The sequence below is a fragment of the Kingella bonacorsii genome (assembly GCF_016623605.1).
Classification (GTDB): Bacteria; Pseudomonadota; Gammaproteobacteria; order Burkholderiales; family Neisseriaceae; genus Kingella_B; species Kingella_B oralis.
The window spans coordinates 428,040-445,839 of sequence record NZ_JAEHNZ010000002.1; the positions used below are offsets into that span (position 1 = coordinate 428,040).

The window sequence follows — 17,800 nt, forward strand, 5'->3', positions numbered from 1 at the left end:
GTGAGGCGGCTGCCGTAGCAGCGAAAGATGCGAACTATACGCACACAAACCAATATTGTCAATCCCCACAACAGAAAATGTTTCTGTAAAACGGTCAAATGATTGCGCAATAATGGTTTTTTTGTTCGGATGCACTTGCTCGCAATCAATGGTAATAGGTTGTGGGGTGGTGTGCGGACAGCATGAAATTGGGGGGAGTGGGGTTTTCAGGCTGCCTTACTATCAAATCACTTCAAGCACAAAGTATTCTCGTAATTTCTCATAAACTGCATCGCTAACATTAATGCAGCCATTTGTCATGATACGGTCTGACACTTTATCGGATACGATTCTTTCTTGCCTGCGTTCCGATGGCTTTCCTAGCCATACACGATGCAATGCAAACAGAAAGTCTTTTTCTTCTTTGAATCCAATAATTTCTCCGCCGTATCCTTTCTTTGCAGTCGCGTAAAGTGTTAATGGAAAAACGCCTTTCGGGGTTGTTTTTCCAATAAGCACTTTATGGCAATCTTGCGTATCAGCAAAACATAATTCTGCTTTTTTCGTATCCACAACAACTCTTCGGCTTTGTTTATATTGCTCAATGTTATCCTCGGCTTGCGCATAGGAGAACAACAGCAAAGACAAAACAAAGCCGATAATTGCGTTATTGACGGATTCTTGCGGGCGTTTGCACAATTTCACGGACAATCACTTGAGGTTCAGCTTGTTGAACAACAGGAGCGGGGGCAGGAGGCGGACAAACAGCATCAACAGGATCTACTGCGCGCCAGTGGAAACTGCGGGCGTATTTTTTGCTATCAAACAGCACTTTGTATTGGCAGGTTGTTACGCCTTGCGTGCCTTGCCCGGGTGTGTTGAAGTGGAACAGATAGTTCCATTCGCGCACACGGAAGCCTTCGGTGAACTGCGGGCGCCCGATTAAGTCGTACAATTCGTCTTTTGACATGCCTGAGCGAATTTTGCTGAGGTTTTCCAAATTGGGATAGGTGCCGCGATCTTTATTGAAAGATGTGCTGGTCGGATTAGGCCAGCTTAATTCGCTTGCTGTGCCATCTTTGGCTACTTTTGTGCTTGTGCCAGAACAGGCGCTAAGGGCTGCCACGGCAACTAATGTTAATGCCAATGCCTTCATAATTTTCTTTCTGTTGACCAAAAATTTAAAACGTTAAGATAACTTAATATTTTTAATTTGTCTATTCTAAATCGCTTCTGCTTGCTTGTTATGTTGTTTATTTATGCGTATAATCGCGCCCTTCACTTCAACAGAGGGGTGGATGAGTGGTTTAAGTCGCACGCCTGGAAAGTGTGTATACGTTAATAGCGTATCGTGGGTTCGAATCCCATCCCCTCTGCCAAAATATGTTTAAGGCAGCCTGAAAATTGATTTCAGGCTGCCTTTTTTGTGTCCCGCCGACAGGAATCGAACCTGTATTTTACGCTTAGGAGGCATACGTTCTATCCGTTGAACTACGGCGAGCGGAGCTTTATGCGATGCGCGATAGGGATTGTTCCGCCAGTTCGCGCATGGCGTGGGTAACTTCGTTTTCAGGCAGCATTTGCAATGCCAAAATGGCTTTATCCGCTGCGTGCCGGGCTTGCTGCACGCAATAATCCAGCGCACCCGATTGCATTACATGATTGTGTATGGTTTCAAAATAACTGCGGTCGGCGTGTTGCAAGGCGTGGCGCACATCGCGGGCGGCTTCTTCGCTGCCTTGCCGCATCAGATAAATCAGCGGCAAGGTAGGCTTGCCTTCGGCTAAATCGTCGCCGACATTTTTGCCGATTTGCTCCACGCTGCCCGAATAATCCAACACGTCGTCAATGATTTGGAACGCGGTGCCGATGTGCGCGCCGTAGTCTTTCAGGGCTTGCTCTTGCCCGCTCGTTGCGCCTGCTAGGATTGCGCCCACTTGCGCGGCGGCTTCAAACAGCTTGGCAGTTTTGTATTGGATGACTTGCAAATACTCAGTTTCGCTGATTTCGGTGTTGCCGATGTTCATTAGCTGCATCACTTCGCCCTCGGCGATGATGTTGGTGGCTTCTGCCATCACTTCTAGGATTTTCAGGCTGCCCGAACCCACCATCAGCTGAAACGCGCGCGTGTATAAAAAATCGCCCACCAACACGGCGGCGGCGTTGCCAAACAGATTGTTGGCGGTTTTGCGCCCGCGCCGCAGTTCGCTTTCGTCCACCACATCGTCATGCAACAGCGTGGAGGTGTGGATAAATTCTACCATGGCGGCGAGGGAATACAGTTTGTCGCTGTCGCAGCCCAAGCATTTGCCCGCCAAAATGGTGAGAATGGGGCGTAGCCGCTTGCCGCCTGCGCTGATGATGTAGGTGCCGATTTGCGAAATCAGGGCAACTTCGGATTGCACCGCGCGGTTGATGACCACGTTTACGCGGCTTAAATCGGTTTCCAAATTTTGTTGAAAATAGGGAATGGTGTGCAGCATGACTTGCGGCTTTCGTGCGAATGCGTGTGGTTGGGAAAAGGGGCGATTATAGCAGTTATCGGCTTTTCAGGCTGCCTTTTGCTCGCGCAGCAGAGGCAGCCTGAAAATTGAAAAACCCCGTTGCGGCACAACAGGGTTTGCTTGGCGAAAACCGGATTAGTTTTCTGCACCTTCGTAGGGGCGAACGCTTACGGTTTTGCGGTTCAACGCGCCTTTGGTGGCGAATTCTACATAACCGTCCACTTTGGCAAATAAGGTATGATCTTTGCCCATGCCTACGTTTTCGCCTGCGTGAAATTTGGTGCCACGTTGGCGCACGATGATTGAACCTGCGGGAATCAGCTCGTTGCCGTAGGCTTTCACGCCTAGGCGTTTGGCTTCTGAATCGCGTCCGTTGCGGGTGCTACCGCCTGCTTTTTTACTAGCCATGTTGGTTACTCCTGATTAGATTGGTTTAGGCGATGGACAAAATTTCAATTTGGGTGAAATTTTGGCGATGGCCTTGACGTTTTTGATAGTGTTTGCGGCGGCGCATTTTGAAAATGCGGACTTTTTCGCCGCGACCGTGGGCAACCACTTTGGCTACCACTTTGGCTTTGGCGGCTTCTTCGCCTAGTTTTAGTTTATCGCCGTCAGCAATCATCAGAACTTCTAGTTCGATTTGGCTGTCGAGTTCGGCTGGTATCTGTTCTACTTTCAATTTTTCGCCAACGGTAACTTTGTATTGTTTACCGCCGGTTTTTATGACCGCGTACATGCTCAACTCCGTAAGAATTGGGTTAATGAAAAGTTCCGCTTGCGGGGCGGAACGTGGAAAGCGGCGAATTATGGCAATATTGGTTTGTTTTGTCAAAAGATTTTTGCCGAATGGTTGGGGCAGCCTGAAAACCGTGCGGGATGGTGTTTTCAGGCTGCCTTGGGGTGTTGCGGTATGGGCAGCCTGAAAACGCTATGGGTGGTTAGGCAAGGTAATTTCTACGCGCAAGCCTGTGGGGAAGTTTTGGCTGTCGTGCAGGGCGATGCTGCCGCCGTGGCGTTGAGCGATGGTTTGGGCGATGGACAGCCCGAGCCCTGTGCCTTGTTCGTCGCTGCCGAGGATGCGGTAGAAGGGGTCAAATACGCGCTGGCGTTCGGCGGGGGGGATGCCGTTGCCGTTGTCTTCTATGATGATGGTGGTGCTGCCCTGCTGGCTTTGGGTGGATAGGTCTATTTGGCTGCTTCTTGGGGTGTAGCGGATGGCGTTGTCGGCAAGGGTTTTGACAAGGGTGTATAGGTCTATTTCGCTGACGGGCAGGCTGGGGTTTTCGCTGGTGGTTACGCCGATATCTTGGTTTTTGGCTTGGGCTAGGGGGTGCAGGTCTTGGATGATGCGTTGGAAGATGGGTTGAATTGGGGTGGCAGGGGCGGGCTGGGCGGGCTCGGGGCTGGCTTGGCTGCGGGCGAGGGTGAGCAGTTGTTCTTGCAGTTGGTGGCTGCGGGCGATGGTGGTTTTCAGGCTGCCTATTTGGGCTTGGAGTTCGGGCGGGAGGTTGTGTTCGGCTAGGCGTTCGGCTTGTAGGCTGAGGGCGGTGGTGGGGGTGCGCAGTTCGTGGGCGGCATCGGCGATAAAGCGTTGCTGCTGTTGCATGGCTTGGTGGGTGCGGTGGAGCAGTTGGTTGATGGCGTGGATGAAGCCTTGGATTTCGCTGGGGGCTTGCTGGGGGTTGAGCGGGGCGAGATTGGTGGCTTGGCGGTGTTGCAATTCTTGCGATTGTTGGCGCAGGGGGCGCAGGGCGCGGCGGATTTGCCCAATCAGCAGGGCGATGGCAAGCGGGATGGTGGCTAGGATGGGCGCGGTGCTGTGCCATGCGATGCTTTGGGCTAGGTCGTCGCGGTATTCGTTTTCTTGATAGATGATGATTTTGCCTTGCTCAGTGGTGGTGGTGTAGACGCGGTAGGTGTCGTCGCCGTCGGCTTCGGTGAGGGTGTGGAAGCCGTCGGGCAGGTGGCTGGCTTCGGGCAGGGCTTTTTTGTCGGGCGCTTGTTGGGTGCTGGTGCGGATGTGGATGCGCGCGTCGTTTTTGCTTTTTTGCGATTTGGGCAGGGGTTGGCTGGGGTTGATGTAGGCGGCGATTTGGCGCAGTAGGTCGTCTTGGATTTTGTGGGTTTGGTGGTAGGTCTCGTAGAACGAGAGGCTGCCTGAAACCAAAGCGATGAACAGCAGCAGGGCGGTGATGGTGAGGCTAAGTTGCAGTTGGAGAGAGTGTTTGATGCGGGTCATTTTCAGGCTGCCTTTTGGGTGTGCGATGGGTGGGCTGTGGGAAGCGTGGTGCGCGGCAAGACGCGCGTTCTGGCGAATATTTGTTTACAGCATTTCAGGCTGCCTTGGAATATGAGGCAGCCTGAAATTGGTTTGAGTGGATTACTCAGCTTTGGGCATCATCCAGCCCACGCCGCGTATGTTTTTAATATGCTCTTTGCCGATTTTTTTGCGCAGGCTGTGAATCAGGAAATCGATGGCGTTGCTTTCCACTTCTTCGCCCCAGCCGTAGATTTTGTCTTCCAGCTCGCTGCGGGAATGGATGATGCCTGCGCGACTAATTAGGGCTTGGAGTACGGCGAATTCTTTTTGGCTCAATAGGATGTTTTCAGGCTGCCCTTCCAGCGTGGCTTGGTAGGTTTGCGGGTTAAGCTGAATGCTGCCGTTGCGCAACAGCGGGCTGGCTTGCCCTGCGTGGCGGCGCAGGATGGCGCGGATGCGGGCTTTAAGTTCCGCCATGATAAAGGGTTTGATGATGTAATCATCCGCGCCGCCATCTAGCCCTGCAAGGCGGCTTTGGATGTCGTCGCGGGCGGTGAGGATGAGAATCGGCGTGGCGTTGCGAAGCGCGCGGGTGTGTTGCAGCACTTGGATGCCGTCTTGCCCGGGCAGCCCCAAATCCAGCAGGATGATGTCGTAGTTTTGGCCGGCGAGGGTGGTTTCGGCGGTGTTGCCGTTGTTCACCCAATCCACCGCGTAGCCGTCGTCTTTCAGGCTGCCGACAACGGCTTGGGCAATCATGGAGTCGTCTTCAACAAGCAAAATGCGCATGGGATGTCCTTTGGGTTTGGGCGGGTGGTTTTCGGATGGATTGTAGCAGGAGATAATTAGCAGAAAATTAGGGTAGCCTGAAACGGGGGCGCGGCGGCTGATATTATAGATAACGGGCGGCCAAGCCGTATCATTCTTGCGCCATTATGGCTTTTCAGGCTGCCACAATCTATCTAACTCTTTATCATCTAACTCTTTATCATCTAACTCTTTATCAAATAAACCAAAACTGCTATGCTAGCCCCGTTTTTCCAACCCCATTCACACGGAGCGCCGCCTTGTCCACCGTTTTATCCGCTTTGCACATGCTTGCCGCATTTATTGTCGCCATCGTTTTACTCGTTAGCCTGCACGAACTCGGGCATCTTGTCGTGGCGCGGCTGTGCGGCATCAAAGTGTTGCGCTTTTCCGTGGGCATGGGCAAACCGTTTTACACCAAGCGCTGGCGCAATATTGAATGGTGTCTCGCCCCCTTTCCCGTTGGCGGCTATGTGAAAATGGTGGACACACGCGAAGGCGAAGTCGCGCCCGAAGACCTGCCCGTCGCCTTTGATAAACAGCATCCGCTCAAACGCATCGCCGTGGTGCTGGCAGGGCCGTTTACCAATCTTATCCTTGCCGTGCTACTGTATGGGTTGAGCTTCGGCATCGGCGGCATCACCCAAATCCGCCCCTATGTGGGCACGGTAGAGCCCGCCAGCATCGCCGCGCAAGCAGGCTTTCAACAAGGCGACAAAATCATCAGCGTAAACGGCAAGCCCGTAAACAATTTTTCCGATGCCTACACCGAAATCGTGCTGGATTTAGAAACAGGCAAAATCAACGTGCAAGTGGAAAACGCGCAAGGGCAGCCTGAAAACCGCATCGTCAATGCAGCAGGCACGCAGCAAGCCAACGATGTCGCCAAGCGTAAAATCGGGCTGGGCATTTCGCCCGTTAAAGTGAGCAACAGCATCGGCGAAGTGCGCCCCAACACCCCCGCGCAACGCGCAGGCTTGCAAAAAGACGACCAAATCATCGCCATCAACAACCAAGCCATGCCCACATGGGAAGCGTGGAGCAAAATCATCCGCGAAAACCCCAGCCGCAGCCTGAAACTCCAATACATCCGCCAAGGCAAAGCATACAGCACCACCATCACCCCCACCGCCGAGGGCAAAATCGGCGTGCTGCCACAAAGCGATGCCGCATGGGACAACAAAGTCCGCCACCACTACACCCCCAGCTTCGCCGAAGCCATGCAGCTTAGCTGGAACAAAACCGTTAATTATTCCGGCATGACACTATCTTTCTTCGGCAAATTGCTCACAGGCAACGCCTCGCTGGCGCATATTTCAGGCCCGATTACCATCGCCGAAGTGGCGGGCAAAACCGCACAAATCGGCTGGCAGCCTTATGTGGAATTTCTCGCGCTGGTGAGCATCAGCCTTGGCGTGATGAACCTGCTGCCGATTCCCGTGTTAGACGGCGGGCATTTTGTTTACTATACTATTGAGCTTTTGATTGGGCGACCCATCAGCAAACGCGCCCAAGAATGGGGCTTACGCTTTGGCATTTCCGCTATGCTCGCCATGATGATTCTGGCCTTTTTCAACGACATCACCCGACTAATCGCCTCTTTTGGATAATTTTGGATAACCTATGAAACTCAAACACCTCACCGCCACCCTCATCGCACTCGGCATTGCCGCGCCCGCATGGGCAGCCGATTTCACCATCAAAAACTTCCGCATTGAAGGCGAGCAACACACTTCCGAAGCCACCGTGCGCTCGCTGCTGCCCGTAAAAGAAGGCGACACCTACACCGATGCCGTTGGCGAAGACATCATCCGCCGCCTGCACGCCAGCGGTTTCTACGAAAACGCCCTGCTGGAACAAAACGGCAATATGCTGATTATCACCGTGAAAGAACGCCCGATTGTGAGCGAATTAACGGTGAAAGGCGCGAAAGTTTTGCCCACTGATGCCATTGTGAAGCAAATGTCCACCGTGCGCGCCAGCAACGCAGGCAGCGATGAAGATTTGGTGAACAGCAAGCAAGACACCGAAAAATCGTATGACCAAAAACAAGCCGATTTTGAACGCACCACCGATTCCAGCACCGCGCAAGCCATTGCCAGCGCAGGCTTAGCCAAAGGCGATTTTTTCAGCCAAGAAGCCCTGATTCGCGCCTTGCGCGCCTTAGATGCCGCCTATAAAGAGCAAGGCAAAAACAACGTAAAAATCACGCCCGAAGTGCAAGAGTTGTCGCAAAACCGCGTTGCCGTAACCATCAACATCGAAGAAGGCGAAACCACGCGCGTGAAAAAACTGGATTTTGAAGGCAACGAACACTTTTCCGATTACCGCCTCAGCCGCGTGATTGGCTTAACCGACGGCACTTGGATTTCGTGGGTAACCAAATCCAACGTGTTCTCATGGGAAAAATTCAGCAAAGACAAAGCCCGCCTAGAATCGTTCTACCACCGCAAAGGCTATTTTGATTTCAAAGTGGACTTTGAAGACGTGCAACGCCAGCTCAACGAAGACCGCACGCGCGAAAGCGTAACCATCCGCGTGCACGAGGGCGAACGCTATTATTGGGGCGACACCCAAATTGAAGGCGACAACAAAGAAGTGCCGATTGCCCAATTGCAAAAACACCTGAAAAAAATCAAAGCAGGAAGTTTGAGCAACATGGACACGCTGCAAGAAGCGCTAGCCAAAATCAAACTGGATTTGCAATCCGCAGGCTATGCCCGCGCCGAAGTAACCACCGAAGCGCGCCGCCGCGAGGAAAACGGCAAGCATTATGTGGATTTGACCGTGCAGCTGAACCCCGGCAACCGCGTGGCGGTGCGCCAAATTGAAATCAGCGGCAACAACAAAACCCGCGATGAAATCATCCGCCGCGAAATGCGCCAAATGGAAGGCGCAACCTACGACCAAGGCAAGCTCAACCGCTCGGCAGAACGCTTGCGCCAGCTAGGCTATTTTGAAGACGTGCAAGTAACCACCACGCCCGTGCCCGAAGATGAGCAGCAAATGGATGTTTCCGTTGCCGTGAAAGAACGCGCCACAGGCAGCCTGAATGCTTCGGCAGGTTGGTCGCAAGACGACGGTTTGATTTTGGCGGCGGGCGTGTCGCAAGACAATTTGTTCGGCACGGGCAAATCCGCTTCGCTGAACGTGTCGCGCAGCAAAGTAACCCAATCGGCAAACCTGTCGTTCACCGACCCTTATTTCACTCCCGACGGCGTGAGCATGACTTACAGCCTGTTCGGCTCGCGCTACGACCCGTCCAAATCCACCAGCACCAGCACGCGCCGCAATTACCGCATGACGCGCTACGGCGGCACGGCAACCATGGGCATCCCGATTACCGAATACGACCGCGTAAACTTTGGCTTGGGCGTGGAACACATGGGCGTTACGCTGTTACGCAACCCGCCTTATCGTTATCAACGCTTTGTGGATGAAAACAAGCGCAACAACTGGATTTACAAAGGCTTGTTAAGCTGGTATCGCAACACCACCGATGATGGCTATTGGCCTACTCGCGGCTACAACGCCAATGTAACAGGCGAAATTGGCTTACCCGGTAGCGGCTTGCAATATTATCAATTAGGGCACCAACAAACTTGGTACTTCCCGATTTCTCGCTCGTTTACCCTGATGCTGAATGGGCAAATTGGATACAGCGGCAGCTATGGCAAAACCAAAGATGTGCCGTTTATGTACACCCAATCGGGCGGCGGTTTAGGCTCGGTGCGCGGCTACGAAACAGGCACGCTCGGCCCCAAAGTGTATGACGTTGACCCCTACGATGGCTCGCTGGACACTGAGGCATACGGCGGTAAATTTGCCGTGAACGCCAACGCCGAATTGCTGTTCCCCTTCCCTGGCTTAAAAGACAGCAAAAGTATTCGCATGAGCTTGTTTGCTGATGCGGGCAGCGTGTGGGATGGCAAAAACTACAACCAATTTGCATACAGCCGCAGCAATCCTTATGGCAGCAATGGTTTTTACACCAGCAGCCATAAATCCAGCTTTAAAGAAGAATTGCGCTATTCAACAGGCTTGGCTTTAACGTGGATTTCCCCCGTCGGCCCAATTAAATTGAGCTACGCCTTGCCGCTCAACAAAAAAACGGGCGACCAAGTGCAACGCTTCCAATTCCAACTGGGCACTGTGTTCTAAAATCAAAAAGCCTGTTGGCAGTTATTTGCAAACTGCCAACAGGCTTTTATTGATTTAAGCGGCATATAGGCAGCCTGAAAATTGATTGGCGCGGTTGCTTTATCCGCACGCAATGAATACACTTATCCCTACGCGCGCGCCATCCCACCGCGTATCGCAAACAAACCAAAAATAGGACGAACAACATGAAACCCCTAACCATCCGAAATCTTTGCGCCGCTGCTGTGTTTTCAGGCTGCCTTATTGCGCTGCCCGCCCATGCCGAGCGCGTGCAAAAGTTTGGCTATGTAAACCCCGAGCGCGTTTACACCGAAACCCAAGCCGCGCAACGCATTGAAGCCACTTTGCAACAAGAATTTGGCGCGCAGCAGCAAAAACTCAACGCACTGCAACAGCAAGGCATTCAACTTAAACAAAAGCTCACGCGCGGCAAACTGAGCAACGCGGCGCGTAAACAAACCGAAGCCAAATTACTGGAAACAGGCAAGCAATACCGCATCGCCTCCGCCCGCCTTGCCGAAGAATACAACCTGCGCCGCAACGAAGAATTTGCCGCGCTGCAAAACAACGCCAACACGGTTATCCGCAATATTGCCGAAAAAGAAAAATACGATTTGATTGTGCAAGAAGCGGTGTTTGTTACCCAGCAATACGACATCACCGACCGCGTGATTAAACTGTTGGATGAAATGAAGTAATACAACCCAAAAGGCAGCCTGAAAACGGTGAAACGAATTTCAGGCTGCCTTTGGCGTTATGATGGAATAGACGCCCTACTTATGCCGTTGTTTATCGTTTTCAGGCTGCCTCTGAAACGCACAAGGCAGCCTGAAACCCCATTCAGCCAAGCCTACCCGCAAGGAGCTCCCATGACCCAATTCACCCTCTCCCAGCTTACCGCCCAACTCGGCGGCGAACTTATCGGCAACGACATCGTCATCACTGCCATCGCCCCCGCCGCCCGTGCCCAAGCGCATGAAATCACCTTTCTCGCCAACCCCAAATACAAAAGCGAAGTGGAGCACAGCCAAGCAGGCGCAATTATCGTTGCGCAAAAAGCCGCCGCACTTTTCCCTAATCGCAACCTGATTATCGCCGCCGACCCCTATCTTTACTTCGCCCAAGTGGCAAGGCTGTTCCACCCCGCGCCCATAGCTCAAGCAGGCATCCATCCCACCGCCGTGATAGACCCTACCGCCCGCGTGCCCGCCAGCTGCGAAATCGGCGCAAATGTGTACATCGGCGCACGCACGGTGTTGGGCGAACAATGCCGCATCCTGCCCAACAGCGTGGTGGAACACGATTGCACGCTCGGCAGCCAAGTCGTACTGCACCCCAACGTAACCGTTTACCACGGCTGCACGCTGGGCGAGCGCGTGGAAATCCATTCGGGCAGCATCATCGGCGCAGACGGCTTCGGGCTGGCGTTTGCGGGCGACCATTGGCTCAAAATCCCGCAAACGGGCGCGGTTACGCTGGGCGACGATGTGGAAATCGGCGCCAACACCACCATAGACCGCGGTGCGATGAGCGACACCACAATCGGGCGCGGCACCAAAATCGACAACCTGATTCAAATCGCCCACAACTGCCAAATCGGCGCGCACACCGTCATTGCCTCGTGCACCGGCATTTCAGGCAGCGTGAAAATCGGCGACTACTGCATCCTCGGCGGCGGCGTGGGCACGGTGGGGCATATTGAAATCGCCGACAAAACCACCATCGGCGGCGGCACATCCGTTACCCACAGCATCAAAGAAAGCGGCACGCACTACGCCAGCATCTACCCGATGCAAACCTTCCGCGAATGGACGCGCAACGCCGTGCACCTGAACCACCTGAACGAAATGCACAAACGCCTCAAAGCGCTGGAAGCGCAGTTAGCCGAACGAAACGGCAACGAAGAATGATTTTCAGGCTGCCTGTGCACAATCCACAGGCAGCCTGAAAACGGTTATCGCAAAGGAACACCATGCCGCTCAAACCTTTAACCATCCCCGTTCTAACCGCCCTGTTTATGACCACCCCAGCCCAAGCCGCCCCCGAACACAACCTCCTCAGCCAAAACGGCCACATCCTTGTTCAAACCCGCGCCCATGCCGAAGCACCCGCCGAAGTTCATATCGCCAACGTGTACGGCAAAAGCCGCGCCATCCAACATGTGATTAACAAGCAAAACGGCGCGGTTCTGCGGCTCACGCACGGGCGGTAGGCATGTGGCACATCATCCTAATCGGCTATGTTTTCGTCACGCTGATGTTTTCCATCGCGCAGTATCCGCAAGGCATCGCGCGGGTGTTGATTTATCTGGTGTTTTGGACGGTGCTGCCTACGCTGTTTTCGTTGTGGGTGGTGTTGATTCGGCGGCGCAATAAGCGGATGAAGTTGGAAGAGAGAGCAGAGCGTGGCAACCGCGATAAGGCAGCCTGAAAACGAACGAAGTGCGTTTCAGCGAAGCTAAAACCACAGGCTGCAGCGAAGCTAAAACCATCCGTCCTGCAAAAAATCGTTTGGCGCGACACCAAACGGTTTTGTCTTTTTCAGGCTGCCTCTTTGGCGCGTCGGCTCGCCGACATTTTTCCAACCCGTAAAGCCCCGTTGAATACTATTTGGCGGCGAGCCGTCGCCGCGCCATTTTAGATTTCAGGCTGCCTCAAAGATTCGGGCCGGGTAACAAGCCCAACTTAAAACGCGGGCGCAAAGACAGGCAGCCTGAAACGCTCACCCCGCGCTTTCTACGGCTTGCTGGCAAGCCGTGCGCTGGCGAAAAGTATTTTCAGGCTGCCTGATGATGCGCTGTTTGATGGTCGGCGAGGGTGGTTAGAACTTGCGCCCGACGGTGAATTCTGCCAGCTCGCGCAGGCGTGTGGCGCGTGCATCAAACGTTGCCAGCGCGTTGATGGCGTCGGCGGCGAGTTGTTCGGCATAGCCTCGCGCCGCGTCCAAGCCGAGCAGTTTCACATAGGTGGGCTTGTCGGCATCGGCATCTTTGCCTGCGGTTTTGCCCAGCGTGGTGGTGTCGGCGGCGCAGTCCAACACGTCGTCAATCACTTGAAACGCCAAGCCGAGTTTGGCGGCGTATTCGTCCAGCGCGGCGAGCGCGGCCTCATCCACATCGGGGCAGCTTAATGCGCCCAGCTGCACCGCCGCGCGAATCAGCGCGCCTGTTTTCAGGCTGTGCATTTGCTCCAACGCATCTTGCGGCAAATCGTGCCCCACGTTAGCTAAATCAATTGCTTGTCCACCTGCCATGCCTGCGCTGCCCGAGGCGCGTGCCAACACGTTGAGCATGCGCAGCTGCTGCGCGGCGGGTAAATCGGTTTGGCGCGACAGCAGCTCAAACGCCAGCGTTTGCAAGGCATCACCCACCAGCAGCGCGGTTGCCGCGCCATACGCCACATGGCAGGTGGGCTTGCCGCGCCGCAGCGTGTCGTTGTCCATTTCGGGCATATCGTCGTGCACCAGCGAGTAAACGTGGATGCATTCCACCGCCGCCAGCGCGGCTTCGCAGGCAGCCTGAACACGGTTGCCCAGCTCGGCGGCGGCTAACACTAGCATCGGGCGCAGCCGTTTGCCGCCATCCAATGCGGCATAGCGCATCGCTTTGTGCAAGCCTTGCGGCGCAAGGGCGGTTTCAGGCAGCATCTGTTGCAACACGGCTTCGGTGTGCGCCTGCGCGGTTTTTTGCCACGTTACAAAATCATTCACCTTCTAGCTCCCAGTCTTTTAAATCGCCGTGGTCTAACACTTGAATTTTTTGCTCTACGGCGGCGAGTTTTTGTTGGCAGTAGCGCACCAATTCCACGCCTTCGGCGTAGTTTTCTAGGGCTTCTTCTAGCGGTTGGGCGTTGTTTTGCATGGATTGGGTGATGGCTTCTAAACGAGCGATTGCGTCTTCAAATGTTTTGGGCGGGGATTTTTTTGCCATGATGGGTCTCGGGGGGATTAGAGAAAGGGATAACGGCGTTGATTGGTTTTCAGGCTGCCTGCACTTTGAGGCAGCCTGAAAACGCATTCAGCCTATTTGCCAATGCAAAAGCGGCTGAATATCACGCCCAGCAAATCATCGGCGGTAAATTCGCCGGTGATTTCGCTGCACGCGTTTTGCGCAAGGCGCAGGTGTTCGGCAAGCAGTTCAAGCTGGTGGTTGCCGCAAAGGGCGGCGTTGTCTAGCTCGCGTTGGGCGGCTTCTAGCGCGTGGATGTGGCGGCTGCGGGCAAGGAACAAGCCCTCGCTTTCGCCTTGCCAGCCCACGGCATCCAGCAAGGCTTGTTTGAGCAAATCCAAGCCTACGCCTGTTTTGGCGGATAGTTTGATGAGCGTGGCGGGCGTATCCGTTTTAATTTTCAGGCTGCCTATGTGGTTGTCCGTACGGCTGGGCGTTTCGTTGCGCAAGTCGGCTTTGTTGTGGATAACAATGCGGGTGAGGCTGCTGGGCAGCTTGTCTAATATGCTTTGGGTGGCGGAGTTGATGCCCTCGGCGGGGTCAATCAAAATCAGGGCAACATCGGCGTTTTGCACCGCTTTTTCGCTGCGCTCTATGCCGATTTTTTCCACCAAATCATCCGTTTCGCGCAAGCCTGCGGTGTCGGTGATATGAATAGGCACGCCGTCCAGCGTGATGTGTTCGCGCACGGTGTCGCGCGTGGTGCCTGCAATGTGGGTAACAATGGCGATGTCGTCGCCCGCCAGCGCATTAAGCAGGCTAGACTTGCCCACATTGGGCGCGCCCACCAGCACAACATTCATCCCTTCACGCAAAATTGCGCCTTGGTTGGCTGTGGATAAAATTGTGGACAGTTCGTTTTGCAGCGCGGTAAGTTTGCCTTTTGCATCGGCGGCTTCTAAAAAATCTATTTCTTCTTCAGGAAAATCCAGCGTGGCTTCCACCAGCATCCGCAATGTGATTAAATCGTCCACAAGGCGATGGATTTGGTTGGAAAACGCGCCTTTGAGCGAGCGCACCGCCATGCGGGCGGCGGCTTGGCTGGATGCGTCAATTAAATCGGCAACGCTTTCGGCTTGGGCAAGGTCTAATTTGTTGTTTAAAAAGGCGCGTTTGGTGAACTCGCCTGCTTCGGCGATGCGCGCGCCCAGTTGCAGGCAGCGGTTGAGCAGCATTTGCAGCACAATTTGCCCGCCATGCCCTTGCAGTTCGATTACGTCTTCGCCGGTGAAGCTGGCGGGGGCGGCGAAATAGAGCAGGATGCCGTTGTCGATGGCGTTGCCGTGTTCGTCTAAAAAATCGGTATAGAGCGCGGTGCGCGGCTTGGGCGTTTTGCCGCCTGTGATGGCTTGGGCGAGGGACAAAAGCTGATGACCCGAAATGCGAATCACGCCCACGCCGCCGCGTCCTGCTGCGGTGGCGATGGCGGCGATGGTGGGGGCGTTGGCTGTGGATGGTTGTGTGGATAACATTTTGAGATGATGGATGGGGATGATTGAGGCAGCCTGAAACGGCGTAGGCAATAGGCAAACCATGAATAATTGTTTTCAGGCTGCCTATTGGTTGGCTTGCAGCCGTATTTTTTTGCGCTGCTCGGCAGCGGCATGGCGGCGGATTTGTTCTTCGGTATGCAATGCCAGCGGCGGCACGGCAACGGGCTTGCCGTCTTTCATTGCCACCATGGTGAAATAGCAAGAGTTGGTGTGGCGCACGCTGCGCGTTTGGATGTTTTCAGCTTCCACGCGGATGCCGATTTCCATGGAGGTGCGCCCCACCAGGTTCACACTGGCGTAGTAGTTTACCAGCTCGCCCACATGAATCGGCTCTTTAAACATCACTTGGTCCACCGACAGCGTTACGCACATATTGCCCGAATAGCGGCTGGCGCAGGCGTAGGCAACTTGGTCCAGCATTTTGAGCAGCTCGCCGCCGTGTAGGTTGCCGCTAAAATTGGCCATAGCGGGCGTAATCAGCGTAGTCATGTGCAGTTCGTGGGGCAGGATGTTTTGCATGATTGTTTGAATTGTTTGGCGTAAAAAAGGCGGTATTTTAACAAATTGGCGGGAGTAGGCAGCCTGAAAATATGGTGCGCCTAAAAAGGCAGCCTGAAATTCGGTTTTCAGGCTGCCTTGTAGCGGGTTTACGCGCCCTTGTAGGTATCCGCGCCCGTGCCTTTTTCAATAAATTCAATTTTATAGCCATCGGGGTCTTCCACAAACGCAATCACGGTGGTGCCGTGTTTCATTGGTGCGGCTTCGCGGATGACTTTGCCGCCTTTGGCGCGCACGGCATCGCAGGCAGCGGCGGCGTTGTCCACTTCTATGGCGATGTGCCCATAGCCTGCGCCGAGGTCGTAGGACGGCGTGTCCCAGTTGTGGGTGAGTTCCAGCACGGTGGTGTCGTGCTCTTCACCGTAGCCCACAAACGCCAGCGTGAAACGCCCGTCGGGGTAGTCTTTGCGGCGCAACAGTTTCATATTCAGCACTTCGGTGTAAAACGCCAAAGATTTGTCCAAATCGCCCACGCGCAGCATGGTGTGGAGTAATCGCATGATTGTGTTCCTTTATGTTTGTTGGTTAAAAGGCAGTCTGAAAATCGGTTTTCAAACTTTCAGGCTGCCTATTTTACGATTGATTCCGCCGTTTACCTAATCTTGCCTGCGCATTAGGCAGCCTGAAAACGGGTTGAGGATTGTTTGGCAAAGCCCGTTTAACTGATTTGCTAATTCTGTCCTAAAAAATGCCCGCCTTTTTATTCAAACAGCCAACCCACTCTATTTTCAAGCTGTCTTAAATAAACCAGCGCATTGGTTAGTAAACTATTGCTGGTTTCCTTTTTTCAGGCTGCCACCAATCACGATAAAATACCCACACCCATCCCAAAAGGCAGCCTGAAACCATGTTCCACACCCTCCACCCCATCGGCACAGTCCAATCCCCCTACGCCCAAAAATTCGGCATTCCCCGCCAGCCGCAGCTCGTGCCCGCCGCCGAAACCATCATCACGCTCAACCCCGAATTCACCGCCGACAGCGTGCGCGGTTTAGACGGCTTTGATTACATCTGGCTGCAATTTCTGTTTCACGATGCCATCGGCGAAGGCTGGGCGCAAATGGTTCGCCCGCCGCGCTTGGGCGGCAAACAAAAAATGGGTGTATTCGCCACCCGCAGCCCGCACCGCCCCAACCACATCGGGCTTTCCCTGCTGCGCCTTATCCGCATAGACACCACAGGCAGCCGCGTGCACATCCATTGCCAAGGCGGCGACCTGCTCAACGGCACGCCCGTTATCGACATCAAACCCTATATCCCCTTTGCCGAAGCCCATCCCCAAGCCCGCGCAGGCTTTGTAAACGGCGCGCCCGCTTTGTTAAACGTTATCTGGCAGCCTGAAAGCCGCCCCGCCGCGCTTTCCCCCGAACAGCGCGCCCTAATCGAACAAAGTCTCGCCCAAGACCCCCGCCCCGCCTATCAAGACCTCCCCGAGCGCATCTACGGCACGACCATCGCCGGCAAAGAAGTGAAATTTCAAATCGCCAACGGCAGCGTTCGCATTCTGTCGTGCGAATAAAACCGCCGCACGCAAAAAAGGACGTGCCCGGCACGTCCAATCTCACAAGAAAAAGGGAATGTAATTCGCGGCAAACAAACCGTTTTAGCTTCGCTACGCAGGCTGCCTAAGCGCCTGCGCCGATTAGTCATCCAATTTGCTGGAAATCACCGCGCCCGTTTTGGCATTCACTTCCACTTCGTATTTCTGCCCGTTTGCCGTGCGCACGTCCACGTCAAAATGGTCGGGCTTGTTGCGGCTGCGGTCAAATTCCACTTCCGTCGCCTGCCCGCCGCCCACTTTGGCAACGGCAATTTGCGCCGCTTTTTCATGCGTGATGTAGCTGGCGCGGTTTTGCTCGTAGTGCAAATAATCGCCGCCGGCCAAAGCGGGCGCGGAAACTGCGGCAAACAATGCGGCAAATAAAACGGCTGCGGTTTTTTGGGTGTTGAATTTCATGGTATGACTCCTGTTAGTGGTTAAGAAAATGTGTGTCGCTTGACAACGGTTCGCAGTATAGAGAGCGAAAATTAGGAGATAATTAGGAGTGTATTAAGAATGTGTAAAGGTTTTCAGGCTGCCTCAATGTAAAGG

The 17,800-nt window shown here is 54.1% G+C and carries 21 protein-coding genes and 2 tRNA genes; 9 read left to right on the forward strand and 14 right to left on the reverse strand.

The features are described 5' to 3' along the window. Positions 1 to 222 precede the first annotated feature (222 nt). Positions 223 to 621 (reverse strand): hypothetical protein, encoded by a 399-nt coding sequence (locus tag JDW22_RS07135; protein WP_040559057.1) that lies wholly within the window; start codon positions 619 to 621, stop codon positions 223 to 225. A gap of 25 nt (positions 622 to 646) precedes the next feature. After that, complete coding sequence (locus tag JDW22_RS07140) at positions 647 to 1,135, reverse strand: outer membrane protein assembly factor BamE (RefSeq protein WP_040559059.1); 489 nt, start codon at positions 1,133 to 1,135, stop codon at positions 647 to 649. Between the two features lie 132 nt (positions 1,136 to 1,267). On the opposite strand from JDW22_RS07140, the gene JDW22_RS07145 reads away from it, so the two are divergent. After that, positions 1,268 to 1,358 (forward strand) — tRNA-Ser (locus JDW22_RS07145). 50 nt (positions 1,359 to 1,408) lie between these two features. Here JDW22_RS07145 and JDW22_RS07150 read toward each other — a convergent pair. The 6 genes from JDW22_RS07150 to JDW22_RS07175 all read right to left on the reverse strand — a co-directional run bounded on the left by JDW22_RS07150 (position 1,409) and on the right by JDW22_RS07175 (position 5,532). Beyond that, positions 1,409 to 1,480, reverse strand: a tRNA-Arg gene (locus tag JDW22_RS07150). A 7-nt stretch (positions 1,481 to 1,487) separates the two neighbouring features. After that, positions 1,488 to 2,462, reverse strand: a complete 975-nt coding sequence (locus JDW22_RS07155; RefSeq protein WP_003798218.1) for a polyprenyl synthetase family protein — start codon at positions 2,460 to 2,462, stop codon at positions 1,488 to 1,490. Between the two features lie 156 nt (positions 2,463 to 2,618). Then, positions 2,619 to 2,891, reverse strand: coding sequence for a 50S ribosomal protein L27 (gene rpmA, locus JDW22_RS07160; RefSeq protein ID WP_003798220.1), 273 nt, complete (start codon positions 2,889 to 2,891; stop codon positions 2,619 to 2,621). A gap of 25 nt (positions 2,892 to 2,916) precedes the next feature. Next, positions 2,917 to 3,219 (reverse strand): 50S ribosomal protein L21, encoded by a 303-nt coding sequence (gene rplU, locus JDW22_RS07165; RefSeq protein ID WP_003798221.1) that lies wholly within the window; start codon positions 3,217 to 3,219, stop codon positions 2,917 to 2,919. Positions 3,220 to 3,411: 192 nt separating this feature from the next. Beyond that, positions 3,412 to 4,722 carry an ATP-binding protein gene (locus JDW22_RS07170; RefSeq protein WP_003798222.1) on the reverse strand — a complete coding sequence of 437 codons (1,311 nt, stop codon included), beginning with the start codon at positions 4,720 to 4,722 and terminating at the stop codon, positions 3,412 to 3,414. A 141-nt stretch (positions 4,723 to 4,863) separates the two neighbouring features. Next, positions 4,864 to 5,532 carry a response regulator gene (locus tag JDW22_RS07175; RefSeq protein WP_003798224.1) on the reverse strand — a complete coding sequence of 223 codons (669 nt, stop codon included), beginning with the start codon at positions 5,530 to 5,532 and terminating at the stop codon, positions 4,864 to 4,866. A gap of 299 nt (positions 5,533 to 5,831) precedes the next feature. Between JDW22_RS07175 and rseP the strand changes: the two genes are divergently transcribed. The 7 genes from rseP to JDW22_RS07210 all read left to right on the forward strand — a co-directional run bounded on the left by rseP (position 5,832) and on the right by JDW22_RS07210 (position 12,500). Next, positions 5,832 to 7,160: an RIP metalloprotease RseP gene (rseP, locus tag JDW22_RS07180; RefSeq protein ID WP_407929584.1), complete on the forward strand. Its 1,329-nt coding sequence runs from the start codon at positions 5,832 to 5,834 to the stop codon at positions 7,158 to 7,160. A 13-nt stretch (positions 7,161 to 7,173) separates the two neighbouring features. Continuing rightward, positions 7,174 to 9,711 carry an outer membrane protein assembly factor BamA gene (bamA, locus tag JDW22_RS07185; protein ID WP_200522464.1) on the forward strand — a complete coding sequence of 846 codons (2,538 nt, stop codon included), beginning with the start codon at positions 7,174 to 7,176 and terminating at the stop codon, positions 9,709 to 9,711. Positions 9,712 to 9,896: 185 nt separating this feature from the next. Then, positions 9,897 to 10,409 carry an OmpH family outer membrane protein gene (locus tag JDW22_RS07190; protein WP_003798229.1) on the forward strand — a complete coding sequence of 171 codons (513 nt, stop codon included), beginning with the start codon at positions 9,897 to 9,899 and terminating at the stop codon, positions 10,407 to 10,409. A 171-nt stretch (positions 10,410 to 10,580) separates the two neighbouring features. Continuing rightward, the gene (gene lpxD / locus JDW22_RS07195; RefSeq protein WP_040559061.1) at positions 10,581 to 11,621 is read left to right on the forward strand and encodes a UDP-3-O-(3-hydroxymyristoyl)glucosamine N-acyltransferase; all 1,041 of its coding nucleotides are present in this window, start codon (positions 10,581 to 10,583) and stop codon (positions 11,619 to 11,621) included. A 62-nt stretch (positions 11,622 to 11,683) separates the two neighbouring features. Continuing rightward, positions 11,684 to 11,923, forward strand: coding sequence for a hypothetical protein (locus JDW22_RS07200; RefSeq protein WP_200522465.1), 240 nt, complete (start codon positions 11,684 to 11,686; stop codon positions 11,921 to 11,923). Between the two features lie 2 nt (positions 11,924 to 11,925). Then, positions 11,926 to 12,141, forward strand: coding sequence for a hypothetical protein (locus tag JDW22_RS07205; protein ID WP_003798234.1), 216 nt, complete (start codon positions 11,926 to 11,928; stop codon positions 12,139 to 12,141). 179 nt (positions 12,142 to 12,320) lie between these two features. Next, a complete protein-coding gene (locus JDW22_RS07210; RefSeq protein ID WP_200522466.1) occupies positions 12,321 to 12,500 on the forward strand; it encodes a hypothetical protein in 180 nt (59 codons plus the stop codon). 31 nt (positions 12,501 to 12,531) lie between these two features. Here JDW22_RS07210 and JDW22_RS07215 read toward each other — a convergent pair whose 3' ends face one another. The 5 genes from JDW22_RS07215 to gloA form a co-directional block, all read right to left on the reverse strand. Then, entirely contained in the window at positions 12,532 to 13,419 is an 888-nt protein-coding gene (locus JDW22_RS07215) for a polyprenyl synthetase family protein (RefSeq protein ID WP_200522467.1), read from the reverse strand. Further along, complete coding sequence (xseB, locus tag JDW22_RS07220; protein ID WP_003798240.1) at positions 13,412 to 13,639, reverse strand: exodeoxyribonuclease VII small subunit; 228 nt, start codon at positions 13,637 to 13,639, stop codon at positions 13,412 to 13,414. Before xseB ends, JDW22_RS07215 begins: the two co-directional genes overlap by 8 nt. Before the next feature lie 92 nt (positions 13,640 to 13,731). Beyond that, positions 13,732 to 15,129, reverse strand: a complete 1,398-nt coding sequence (gene mnmE, locus JDW22_RS07225; protein ID WP_200522740.1) for a tRNA uridine-5-carboxymethylaminomethyl(34) synthesis GTPase MnmE — start codon at positions 15,127 to 15,129, stop codon at positions 13,732 to 13,734. A gap of 84 nt (positions 15,130 to 15,213) precedes the next feature. Further along, positions 15,214 to 15,669 (reverse strand): acyl-CoA thioesterase, encoded by a 456-nt coding sequence (locus JDW22_RS07230; RefSeq protein ID WP_200522468.1) that lies wholly within the window; start codon positions 15,667 to 15,669, stop codon positions 15,214 to 15,216. A 128-nt stretch (positions 15,670 to 15,797) separates the two neighbouring features. Continuing rightward, positions 15,798 to 16,208 (reverse strand): lactoylglutathione lyase, encoded by a 411-nt coding sequence (gene gloA, locus JDW22_RS07235; RefSeq protein WP_200522469.1) that lies wholly within the window; start codon positions 16,206 to 16,208, stop codon positions 15,798 to 15,800. Between the two features lie 347 nt (positions 16,209 to 16,555). Here gloA and tsaA point away from each other — a divergent pair, with 347 nt between their 5' ends. Continuing rightward, a complete protein-coding gene (gene tsaA / locus JDW22_RS07240; RefSeq protein WP_200522470.1) occupies positions 16,556 to 17,227 on the forward strand; it encodes a tRNA (N6-threonylcarbamoyladenosine(37)-N6)-methyltransferase TrmO in 672 nt (223 codons plus the stop codon). 123 nt (positions 17,228 to 17,350) lie between these two features. Here the strand turns inward: tsaA and JDW22_RS07245 are convergent, their stop codons facing one another. Continuing rightward, entirely contained in the window at positions 17,351 to 17,665 is a 315-nt protein-coding gene (locus JDW22_RS07245) for a PepSY domain-containing protein (protein WP_200522471.1), read from the reverse strand. Positions 17,666 to 17,800: the final 135 nt, after the last annotated feature.

Bases quoted from the DNA above. Each gene is read 5' to 3' on its own strand.
- xseB (WP_003798240.1), bottom strand. From the start codon at position 13,639: ATGGCAAAAAAATCCCCGCCCAAAACATTTGAAGACGCAATCGCTCGT.
- JDW22_RS07230 (WP_200522468.1), bottom strand. From the start codon at position 15,669: ATGCAAAACATCCTGCCCCACGAACTGCACATGACTACGCTGATTACG.
- JDW22_RS07190 (WP_003798229.1), top strand. From the start codon at position 9,897: ATGAAACCCCTAACCATCCGAAATCTTTGCGCCGCTGCTGTGTTTTCA.
- gloA (WP_200522469.1), bottom strand. From the start codon at position 16,208: ATGCGATTACTCCACACCATGCTGCGCGTGGGCGATTTGGACAAATCT.
- rpmA (WP_003798220.1), bottom strand. From the start codon at position 2,891: ATGGCTAGTAAAAAAGCAGGCGGTAGCACCCGCAACGGACGCGATTCA.
- JDW22_RS07175 (WP_003798224.1), bottom strand. From the start codon at position 5,532: ATGCGCATTTTGCTTGTTGAAGACGACTCCATGATTGCCCAAGCCGTT.
- JDW22_RS07245 (WP_200522471.1), bottom strand. From the start codon at position 17,665: ATGAAATTCAACACCCAAAAAACCGCAGCCGTTTTATTTGCCGCATTG.
- bamA (WP_200522464.1), top strand. From the start codon at position 7,174: ATGAAACTCAAACACCTCACCGCCACCCTCATCGCACTCGGCATTGCC.
- JDW22_RS07200 (WP_200522465.1), top strand. From the start codon at position 11,684: ATGCCGCTCAAACCTTTAACCATCCCCGTTCTAACCGCCCTGTTTATG.
- JDW22_RS07155 (WP_003798218.1), bottom strand. From the start codon at position 2,462: ATGCTGCACACCATTCCCTATTTTCAACAAAATTTGGAAACCGATTTA.
- JDW22_RS07205 (WP_003798234.1), top strand. From the start codon at position 11,926: ATGTGGCACATCATCCTAATCGGCTATGTTTTCGTCACGCTGATGTTT.
- rplU (WP_003798221.1), bottom strand. From the start codon at position 3,219: ATGTACGCGGTCATAAAAACCGGCGGTAAACAATACAAAGTTACCGTT.
- tsaA (WP_200522470.1), top strand. From the start codon at position 16,556: ATGTTCCACACCCTCCACCCCATCGGCACAGTCCAATCCCCCTACGCC.
- lpxD (WP_040559061.1), top strand. From the start codon at position 10,581: ATGACCCAATTCACCCTCTCCCAGCTTACCGCCCAACTCGGCGGCGAA.
- JDW22_RS07140 (WP_040559059.1), bottom strand. From the start codon at position 1,135: ATGAAGGCATTGGCATTAACATTAGTTGCCGTGGCAGCCCTTAGCGCC.
- JDW22_RS07170 (WP_003798222.1), bottom strand. From the start codon at position 4,722: ATGACCCGCATCAAACACTCTCTCCAACTGCAACTTAGCCTCACCATC.
- mnmE (WP_200522740.1), bottom strand. From the start codon at position 15,129: ATGTTATCCACACAACCATCCACAGCCAACGCCCCCACCATCGCCGCC.